Below are 10,024 nucleotides of genomic sequence, written 5' to 3'. Positions count from 1 at the left end.
TCCTCTCCGAACTCTTGAACCAAGCCCTTCGTAACCCCAAAAGCCCCTCCGTATATGCCGATATCTTCTCCGAGCAAAAAGACTTTCTCGTCTCTCAAAAGCTCTTCCCTCAAGCCCTCTCGCAATGCTTCTATATATAACTTTTCAGCCATGGTTATTTCCCCCTTTTTTTGAAGAAAATCTCTATGCATATACGCCATCGGCGATGTCTTCTACAAAAGGTTCCGGGCTGTTTTTGGCATATTCTATGGCTTCCTGAATCTTTCTTTCGACTTCTTTTTCGATTTTGTCCAGCTCTTCTTCGGTGGCGATTCCCTCTTTTATAAGTTTTGTCCTGTACTGCTTTATGGGGCACTTCTTCTTCCATTCTTCTATCTCTTCCTTGGTCCTGTAAACGTTGGCGTCGCTCTTGGAATGCCCGAGCCACCGGTAAGTCTTGGCTTCGACAAGCGTCGGGCCTTCGCCTTTCCTTGCCCTGTCCACCGCTTTTTTCACCGCAAAGTAGACTGCCTCCACATCGTTTCCGTCGACGATTTCGCCGGGCATGTTGTACGCCGCAGCCCTGTCTGCGACGTTCTCTACTGCCGTCGACTTTTTGAACGCAAGAGACATGCCGTATTGGTTGTTTTCGCAGATATATACCACCGGCAGCTTCCAAAGAGACGCAATGTTCAAGGATTCGTGGAAGACTCCTTGGTTGTTCGCCCCGTCGCCGAAAAAGCATAAAGTGACTTTGCCGTCCTTTTTCATCTTGGACGCCAGGGCGGCGCCGGTTGCAATGGGTATTCCGCCGCCTACTATGCCGTTGGCCCCGAGGTTGCCCGTTTCGATGTCGGCGATGTGCATGGAGCCTCCCCTTCCCCTGCAGTAGCCGGTTTCCTTGCCCAGAAGCTCTGCGAACATCTGGGGAAGCTTTCCGCCTTTTGCTATGCAGTGACCGTGGCCCCGGTGGGTGCTGGTAATCATATCGTCCTTTTCCAGGGCCGCAATCGCACCAACGGCCGTGGCTTCCTCGCCTACCGAGAGGTGGCAGGTGCCCCAGATCATGTTGGCCTTGAACAGTTTGTCAACTTCTAGCTCGAAGCACCTTATCTCATACATCTTTTTGTACATCCACAGTTTCTTTTCCGCAGTCAATTCCACAGAATATCACCTCTTATTTAGTCTAAAATTTACACGCCCTTAAAAAAAATTAAACAAAGTTGCAATGTTGTATTATATGTTTATTCAGAAGCAACTCTCATGCCATTTTAAATAGTTGGCTTTAACCTATCAACCTTTCCTGCAGCCTCCTAAGCTGCAAAATAAGCGAGCTTTCATCTAACTTTACCGCATCGTATGTTATCACTTCGCCCTTTTTCACATCTTTCGTCATAACTACATTTTTATTAACAAGCCCAATAGGCAATGCCCTTTCTTTTTTTGCATTCTCATAAGTATCTATGATCCCGTAAACCGTAAAGCCGCCGATGCCATCGAGATGTTCGCCAGCCTTAAGGTCTTTCTTTGCCACGGCTATAGTCTCGGAAACTGGAGCCCCTTTCGGTGCTATGGTGGGTTCTTTATATATATAAGCCCTTGCTGCAGAAAGTGGAGTCTCTATGCTGGCCAGGTGATAGGGGCGGTAAAATACGTAATTGGGTCCAGGACCCATGGAAAGATACGCCAGTTCTTCCCTTATCGCCTCCAGCTTCGTCGTAACAATCACGAAAACGCCCGGCGCCACGCCGTTTACGTATTCCACCACTCTGTAACTGTCCAGGATGCCGCCTTCTTCCTTGAGCCTGAAGATTTCCGGCAGTTCCTCCACTTTTGCGAAAGGACCGATAAGCCCCCTCTTTGTGGGCAAAAATCCCGTGGCATTGGAAACGGCGGTAAGTTCCACCATGGTCTTCGTGCCGTCTTTGAAGGATGCCAGCATCTTCGGGTTCATCTTCTTCTTTAAAGCTTCATCCCTTACGGAATCTGGGTTGGCTTCCAAATCCACGGGGTTGTTTTTGCCTTTCCCCGCCACCAGCACCTCAAAACCCATGGCATCGGCAAAATCATAAAGTTCCTTTATCGCCCCGGGCTCGTCGCCTGCAGATACAGTATATACCACTCCGGCGCTGTCCGCCATCTTTTTAAGTATAGGCCCTACAGTGACATCGGTCTCCACGTTTAGCATAACAATGTGCTTTCCATTGTATATCGACTCAAGGGCGATCTGAGCCCCTACTTCGGGAACCCCTGTGGCGTCGATAACCACATCGATCGGTATGCTTTTTGTCACAACACCGAAATCTTCAGTCACCGCGTATTTTCCTCTCCTTACCGCATCCTCCAATTCCGATGCGGTTCTCGCCGTGACTATGTCGTCCGTCGAAACACCTGCCAAAGTATAGGCTTTTTTGGCCTCTTCCAGCCGGATGTCGCAGACAGCCGCAATCCTCATCCCCTTCATGCAGAACACCTGGCTCACAAGGCCTATACCCATTTGCCCTGCGCCTATTAAGCCGATATTTATTTTTTTCCCGCTTTTTTCAAGTTCGAGGAGTTTTGAATTCAAGTTAAGCATCTTATCTTGCCCCTTTCTCTTTATTATTTTTCCTGGCCTTCCACTATATAAATCTCATCGCCTACCTTCAAATCCGGCAGGGCCTTTTCTTCCAGGTGGATATTGCCCGGCAGCTCCGGCACGGTGCTCCCGTCAAATTTCAGACAGACGTGGCCTATATTTTTAAGGTTCTTGTTGGCCACTTCCCCGACGGAAGTTACCCGGTAGCCAAAAGCCCCTATAAACAGGAAATCCCCCGGGACCACTTCGCCTCGATATATCCCTCCCCGGTGGACCACCGATATCTCTTTTAGTTCCTCCGGGGCGCCGCTGTCGAAAAGGATTATCATATTTTGGCTTTTGAATTCCTCCGCCATATCCCCTATAAAGACTATATTGGCTTCAAATTTCTTCATAGAAGTCCTCCTTCGCAAAATCGTTTTCAAATGTTGTGGCGCCATAAAGGCGCCACAACATTAAGTTCTCTATGAATAAAGCCCGAAGCTGAAAAGGTAAGCTATCAATACCGCAATTGGGCCGGTTATAAGACGTGATATCAGTATCGCCGCGACACCTATCTCTACAGTCTCTGGCTCGGCTTCCCCAAGGCTCAATCCCACGGGTATGAAGTCACAACCCACCTGGGGGTTTATGGCAAAAAGCGCCGGAAGGGCATATTGCGGCGGGACATTGCCCTTTCCAATTTCTACTCCTACCAGCACGCCTACTACCTGGGCTATTACTGCGCCAGGTCCCAAAAGCGGCGAAAGCACCGGCAGCGCGCATACCACGGAAATCAACAAAAGTCCCGGTAAAGTGCCGGCAAGGGGCGAAATGACGTTGGCAATCCAGTTGCCTATACCTGACTTTAATATGATTCCTATTAACATAGCAACAAATGCCATAAATGGGAGGATATTTTTCACTATCTGGTCTATAGTTTCGCGGCCTGCCTGGTACATCTTTCCAACCGCACCGCCCATGCCTCGGCCTATCCTCTCGATTATACCCATCTGCTTTTTAGCACCGCCGTTTTGAGGCTTTTCGGCCGTCGTCTTTTCCATGGCGGGCGCCACATCCCGGACTATCGCCCGTTCCGCTTCTTCTCCCTCAGCCAAGGTTACGTTTTCGGGCTTTACCCCTGAAACGTATATATCGGCAGTGATGTACTGGGCAAGGGGTCCCGCCTGCCCTACAGGGGTCAGGTTTATGGTAGGTATCCTCTTTTTCGGGTATACCCCGCACCTTGCGGTGCCGCCGCAGTCAATTACCACACAGCATATCTCTTTTTCAGGGACAGAAGTCTTAAACCCGTCTACAGCAACCCCTCCGGTAAGCTGGGCTATCCTTTCCGCAACCGGGTCTATACCCCCGCCCGTTATTGAGACGATCTTATCTCTTCCTTCTTCCGGTTTGATTACAAGTGGGCCTCCCCACCCGCCAGCACCTCTTTCTACTTTTACAGCCCTGTAACCCATAATTCCAGCCCTCCTATGCTAAATCTCTTTGTCTCATCATTCTAATGGTCAACCTCTCAGTCACAACTCCGCGGATAAAAATCACAATTACGCCCACCAAAAAGTACCTCACCGCAAGGTCGCCCAAGGGCAACCCCAGTTGCTGGATGCCTTGCGCTATTCCCATGTAGACGAAAAGTTCTGCGGGGTTTGCATGTGGGAAAAGCCCGGTTATCGGGTGCACGAAGGAAACCGCAGCGTCGTAAAAAGCGGGCTTGTACTTTTCGGGCAAGAACCTGCCGAAAGTGTAAGCCATGGGGTTGGTGAGGAAAAATACTGCAAGTACCGGCATGACGGTATAGCGAAGGAGAGTGTATTTGCCCGCGTTTTGGGCTAAATTGTTTATGCGCTCCTGTCCCACAAATTTTATGAATGCGTTGACTGCAGTCATCAAAGTTATCAATGTTGGAAGGATTCCGCCTGCAAGGCTCAAGAATACTTTGCCGCCCTCCTGGAAAAGGCCTATGAAACCCTGTGCAAAATTGGCCAATACCTCCACAAAATTCACCTCCGATTTTTTTTTGGAAAACTTAAAAAGCACTTACGATTTTCCAATATCACCTCCCATCATTCGTGGGTTTCCAGCATCTTGATAGCACTCTCTATAGCTTTTTTCTCGCTGCCGCTTTCTTCGGGGTTAAGGTAAAAAGCAAGCTCGTTCAGGTAAAGCCCCTTGATATCCTCAAACTCTTTGAACCTTGCGAAAACGCTCATTCCCGACATTTTATAAGCTTCGGCAATTTTCCCGTCTTTATCAACGGCTATTATTACAATGCACCCCGGCGAAAATCGCCCCTTAGAACTCCCTAAGCCTACCCTGCCTTTTTTCTTGAGCTCCTTTAATTTATTCTGCAGGTTTTTTATCTGAAAATAACTAAAAACCCCCTGAAGAATCCACATCAGTGCTATAATTCCCAGTAATTTTAAAGTCATTCATACCACCCAGCACATTTGTTCACTTTATTATCATTTGTTCTATAATAGAAAAATATCATATTTAATTTATTGTGTCAATATTTGTGATTATTTTAACAAAAAAAATAAAAGGCCCAGTTCGGCCTATACTTTTTCCCCCGCTAGCCAGCGGGCGGTCTTTTCGTCGGTTATCAAAACCTTCATATAACCGCCCCTTAAAGCCGCTAAAACCGCCTTCATCTTTGACTTGCCGCCTGCAATCCCCACGACAATTGGAATCCTTTTAATGTCTTCTAATGTCACGGCTATGACCCTGTCGTTTAGCTCGGGACAACAAGGTTTCCCGTCCTCGTCGTAAAACCTGGAGCACATATCGCCGCAAGCGCCAGCATTTCTTAAGAGGTCCAGCTCCTTTTTCGTAAAATACCCCGTCTCAAGCATAGTGGCATTCGGGTCAAAAGGCGATCCTATGCTTATGAGAGCTATGTCGACTTTGCTCGCCGTCTCGAGCACCTTAGATATATTCCTGTCGGAAAGGAGGGTATTTTTCACCTCAACGCTTTCCACCATTGCCGGCGCGTGGAGGAGCAGCCACTTTCCTCCAAAGCGCTTTGCCAGGTTCATCACGATCTGGTTGGAGTGGATGTCCATCCTGCTTTGCCCTACTCCTCCTACCATCGGGACAAAAGTGACATCCAGCTTAGGAGCGTTTTTTATAAATTCTGGCACGTGGCAGAGCACCGTACCCCACGATATCCCGACCAGGTTCTTGTCCCTTAAGTTCCTCAAAAGAAAATCCGCTGCCGCCTCGGCCAGCAGCTTTTTAAGCCTTTCCCCTTCGTCGTAAGGCGTGACGATGGCTTCCTTCAGGCCGAAGCGCTTTTCCAGGATGTCTTCGAGCTTCGCAAACCCCCCCTCGTAATTTATCTTTATCTCGACTACCCCTTCCTCCCTGGCCTTCTGCAGGAGCCTGGAAACCGAAGGCCTTGATATGCCTAGCTTATCGGCAATCTCCTGCTGCGTCTTGTTTTCGCTGTAGTACATGTGGGCTATCTTAACCAAAAGCCGACTGTCCCTCGATATATTCAAACGCGCCACCCTCTTTATCATCGGTTCATGAAATAAGAAAATGTTCAATTTATTATAACTATTTATCGTTGTCCGTGTCAATTGCTTCGGCTTAAAAACTGGCCTATCGCTTTTGCCAAATTGGAAAGATAGGATAAAAACTTCATCAATTGTGGTTAGGGTAGCATAGAAAAGCCCGCTTTTTTAGCGGGCTATTTTATACATCAAATTGTCGAATGAGCAGGACATTAGTATTATGCTTTGCAAAATTTATCACATCATCTGTAAAACCACTTTTTGAAAATAACACATAATATTTATTCTGATAATTAAACAATGCACTTTTTTCTATCAAACCGTTTAAAACAGTCATATCTACTTTCTTGTTTTGCCATTTGCACTCTCCGAATATTATATTACTCTTCTCAAGTGCTACTATATCAATTTCTTCTTCTCGTTTCTTATAAGGATTGTTCCCCCACCACCTGCCTATCTTTTCAAAAATAAAGGGCAGTTTCTTGTTTTTATTTAAAATTTTAAGGTAATCTATGCATATTTCCTCATAAACTTCTCCAATAAATTCATTCATAAAAGGTTTAATCTTATTTTCCAAGACTTCATCAATCAATCCTTGTTCGATTAAAGCTTTGTTCCTAAAGACAAATCTATACCAAAACCTAAAGAAATTATCTTTAATTTTATAAATGCTCTTCCTGCTCCTTTCCCTCAAATCAACAGGAGTTATTTTTTCCACTATCTTTAAATCTATTAATGTAGAAATGTATTTCGAACATTTATCAGTTTCTACTCCTACTTTTGTAGATATCTCGTTCAATTTGCTGCTCCCACCGGCAATCGCTTCTATTATCGAATTATATAAAGCAGGCTCCCGCACTTCTTGCCTCAATAGCAATTTCGGTTCTTCATAAAGGTATGATGCTTTGTCCAAAATTTTAGTTTTAATATTTTCGTATACACCTTTTGAGCCGTCAAAGTTAGCTAAATATTGAGGGACCCCCCCTAACACTCCATACGCCACCACTTGATTTTCAAAATCGTAATCAGGAAAAAATTTTCTAGCATCAAAAAAATTAAATGGCTCTACTACAAGCTGCGCAGTTCTTCTTCCATAAAGCGGACTTTTATAGCTCAAAACTTCTTTTTCAATAAAACTAACGGAAGAGCCGCAGACAATCAAAAAAAGCTTAGTATCCTTTAGATGATGGTCTATTAGATTCTGCAAAAGCGACGGAATGCTTTTATTAGAATTTACGAGATAAGGGAATTCATCGATCACAACAACCAGCCGTTTGTCTTTTGCCTGCTTCGCTAAAAACAAAAACGCCTTTTCCCACGACTCGAATCTACTTACTAATCCGCTAAGCCCAAAATAGGACAATATTTTATCCGAGAAAGACTCAAGAGCGATTTTATCATTGTATTCTTCAGCAACAAAAAATATAGACGGTTTGTCTTTACAAAACTCCATCAACAGCGTCGTCTTTCCCACGCGCCTTCTCCCGTAAATAACAACAAAATGAAATCTGTCTTCAGCATAAAGCTCTTTTAATGTACCAAGCTCGTATTCCCTGCCGACAAACATAATGCTTTCCTCCTGAATTACTAACTCTCAAGTTACTAACTTATAAGTTACTTACTTTAGAGTTAGTAATTTTCTCGTCTATATTATACCATAAGGATACACTTTTATGCAAACAATTAAAAGGGCAGATCCTCTACTCTGCCCTTACTCGTAATCCAAAATTTATAAATTTCTTCACACTACTCTTTGCCGTCGAAAAAAGCCACCTGGCCTCCTCGACCTTCAAAAGATAAATCAATGCAAAATAAAATATGGCGCCAAGCCCGACTATAGTCCCTAATGCTGCAAGGCCCAACAGTTTTCCCGCACTTTCAATATAACCGGCAAAATTCCTATATAGCAAAAACACCAAAAGCCCCATCGCTGCCGACGAAAGGGCGCTTTTTGCGAAAACCCCGGCAAGCCTTTGGCCTCCTAGACCCCCCAGCTTTTTCCATAGGTTAAAAATAAGAAGCACTGTAGTCAAAGCTGCCGACAGGCTCGTAGCCAGGGCAAGGCCGCTATGTGCCATGTACCTTACCAAAATTAAGTTCATCACTATATTAAACCCTACAGTTATCATGCCGTTCACCATCGGCGTCCTGGTATCCTGAAGCGAATAAAACGCCCTATTCAATATGTCCCTCGCTCCGTAAAACACCATCCCGAGCGAATAGTACACCAGCGCCGACGCTGTCATAGCCGTCGCCCTTCTTGTAAACTCTCCCCTTTCAAAAAGCAAGGAGACTATCGGGAAGCTTAAAACCAGAGCTCCAGCAGTTATAGGGAGGATGATGAGCATAATGACACTTATTGATCTAACGAGCTTGTCCTTGAAACCTGCCAAGTCCTCCTCTGCCTTGAGCCGGGAAAGAAGGGGATATATCACCACCGATATGGACATGCTGAATAGGCCGTAGACAAAGCCGTTCAGCCTGTTTGCAAAATTTAAAGCCGAGATGCTGCCTTCCGGCAGGCCCGAGGCCAGCATCCTGTCTATCATGGTGTTGAGCTGCTGCACCGCCGTCCCCATCATAACCGGGACGGAAAGGGACGCTACTTTTATCAGGTCCGGGTCATTGAGGACGAAGATTTTTTCAAACCTGTATCCTTTTTGGGCAGCCCCGAATAAAAGGATCAAAAGCTGCGAGAAGGCCCCTAAAAGCGCGGCAATCACGAGGCCGTAACGCCTTGTGCTGCCTAAAAAAATCATCGCAAATATCAAGATGAAGTTGTACGGTATCCCTATGAACGCCGGAATTGCAAATTCTCCATTGGACTGTAAAAACCCCTGAAAAATATTGCTCAGGCCTATGAATAATACCATCGGGAAGGCTATCCTGGTAAAAGAAACCGCAAGTCTTAAAGTTTCTCCCTCGAAACCCATGGCGATAAACGAAACTATCGGCCTTGTGAAAATCAGGCCGAGCAATGTGACAATCGCACTTGCAGCGAGCACTGCATTTACTACTTTATTCGTAAATTTTACCGCCACTTTTTCGCCTCGTTCAACCTTAATCTTCGAATAAAGGGGTATGTAGGTGGTGGCCAAAGCTGCGGTCACTGTTGCAAAGAGCACTTGGGGTATAGTCTGCGAAACAAGATACGCGTCGGTGATGAAAGTCGCGCCGTAGGTGCTCCCGAGCACTATTTCCCGCAAAAATCCGGTGATTTTGCTAAGAAGGGTTATCGCCATTACTACGACGGCTGCTTTTTTGTAGCTTATCTTATCTGGCACTGCAAAAACCTCCTGGACAATTACACTACATTATAACTTCTATTTTTCCATAAGGAATTCCTGCAAAATTAGAAATTAATCAGGGGGGAGTTGTGATATAATATTTCTAATCCTATCCTGATTTTCAGAGGTGATACCTTGCTTTTGCCATCGGGAATAGAGGACTTCAAGGACATCATCGAGGGAAATTACTACTACATCGATAAAACAGGGCTCATAGGGGACCTTTTGCGTGACGGCGCAAATGTCATTCTCATAACCCGGCCAAGAAGGTTCGGAAAAAGCCTTAACTTCTCCATGATTAAATATTTCTTCTCAAATGAAAGAGATTACTCATACCTATTCAAAGGACTTAAAATTGAAAAGGACCCCCTTGCATTGGAATACATGAACAAATACCCAGTCATACATATTACGTTTAAGGATGCAAAGACAAGTTCGTGGGAAGAAACCTACGATGTATTAAAAAGCATTATATCAAAAGAATACGACAAGCACTCATATCTTTTGGAATCGGAAAAACTTAGGGAACACCATAAAAAATACATAGTAAAAATTTTGGAAAGGTGGGGCGAACCGGTAGATTACAGGGAAAGCCTCTATAACCTCACATACTTTCTCGAAGCCCACTATGGCAAAAAAGCGGTTCTTCTCATAGACGAATACGA

Annotated in this window: 10 protein-coding genes and 1 pseudogene; 1 reads left to right on the top strand and 10 read right to left on the bottom strand. The window is 45.3% G+C overall.

Annotated elements, in window-relative coordinates; genetic code table 11:
* The 10 genes and pseudogenes from BUB66_RS12820 to murJ all read right to left on the bottom strand — a co-directional run.
* Window positions 1-152, bottom strand: a pseudogene (locus BUB66_RS12820) (alpha-ketoacid dehydrogenase subunit beta); the annotation flags it as partial.
* Window positions 153-183: 31 nt separating this feature from the next.
* Window positions 184-1,143 carry a pyruvate dehydrogenase (acetyl-transferring) E1 component subunit alpha gene (gene pdhA, locus BUB66_RS11645; RefSeq protein ID WP_073258688.1) on the bottom strand — a complete coding sequence of 320 codons (960 nt, stop codon included), beginning with the start codon at window positions 1,141-1,143 and terminating at the stop codon, window positions 184-186.
* Window positions 1,144-1,264: 121 nt separating this feature from the next.
* On the bottom strand, window positions 1,265-2,557 hold the full coding sequence (locus BUB66_RS11640; RefSeq protein ID WP_073258686.1) for an NAD(P)H-dependent oxidoreductase: 1,293 nt from the start codon (window positions 2,555-2,557) through the stop codon (window positions 1,265-1,267).
* A gap of 23 nt (window positions 2,558-2,580) precedes the next feature.
* On the bottom strand, window positions 2,581-2,952 hold the full coding sequence (locus BUB66_RS11635; protein WP_073258684.1) for a PTS glucitol/sorbitol transporter subunit IIA: 372 nt from the start codon (window positions 2,950-2,952) through the stop codon (window positions 2,581-2,583).
* Between the two features lie 69 nt (window positions 2,953-3,021).
* The gene (gene srlE, locus BUB66_RS11630; RefSeq protein ID WP_073258682.1) at window positions 3,022-4,014 is read right to left on the bottom strand and encodes a PTS glucitol/sorbitol transporter subunit IIB; all 993 of its coding nucleotides are present in this window, start codon (window positions 4,012-4,014) and stop codon (window positions 3,022-3,024) included.
* A 13-nt stretch (window positions 4,015-4,027) separates the two neighbouring features.
* Entirely contained in the window at window positions 4,028-4,552 is a 525-nt protein-coding gene (gene srlA, locus BUB66_RS11625; protein ID WP_073258694.1) for a PTS glucitol/sorbitol transporter subunit IIC, read from the bottom strand.
* 68 nt (window positions 4,553-4,620) lie between these two features.
* Window positions 4,621-4,986: a transcriptional regulator GutM gene (locus tag BUB66_RS11620; protein WP_073258680.1), complete on the bottom strand. Its 366-nt coding sequence runs from the start codon at window positions 4,984-4,986 to the stop codon at window positions 4,621-4,623.
* A 126-nt stretch (window positions 4,987-5,112) separates the two neighbouring features.
* Complete coding sequence (locus BUB66_RS11615; RefSeq protein ID WP_244269854.1) at window positions 5,113-6,066, bottom strand: sugar-binding transcriptional regulator; 954 nt, start codon at window positions 6,064-6,066, stop codon at window positions 5,113-5,115.
* Between the two features lie 187 nt (window positions 6,067-6,253).
* On the bottom strand, window positions 6,254-7,639 hold the full coding sequence (locus tag BUB66_RS11610; protein WP_073258678.1) for an ATP-binding protein: 1,386 nt from the start codon (window positions 7,637-7,639) through the stop codon (window positions 6,254-6,256).
* Between the two features lie 133 nt (window positions 7,640-7,772).
* Complete coding sequence (gene murJ, locus BUB66_RS11605; protein WP_084099044.1) at window positions 7,773-9,356, bottom strand: murein biosynthesis integral membrane protein MurJ; 1,584 nt, start codon at window positions 9,354-9,356, stop codon at window positions 7,773-7,775.
* Between the two features lie 138 nt (window positions 9,357-9,494).
* On the opposite strand from murJ, the gene BUB66_RS11600 reads away from it, so the two are divergent.
* The coding region (locus BUB66_RS11600) for an AAA family ATPase (protein ID WP_159431539.1) at window positions 9,495-10,024 on the top strand (530 nt) is incomplete at its 3' end.

The sequence above is a fragment of the Caldanaerovirga acetigignens genome (assembly GCF_900142995.1).
Classification (GTDB): Bacteria; Bacillota; Thermosediminibacteria; order Thermosediminibacterales; family Thermosediminibacteraceae; genus Fervidicola; species Fervidicola acetigignens.
This window is presented reverse-complemented; position numbering and strand designations above follow the sequence as displayed.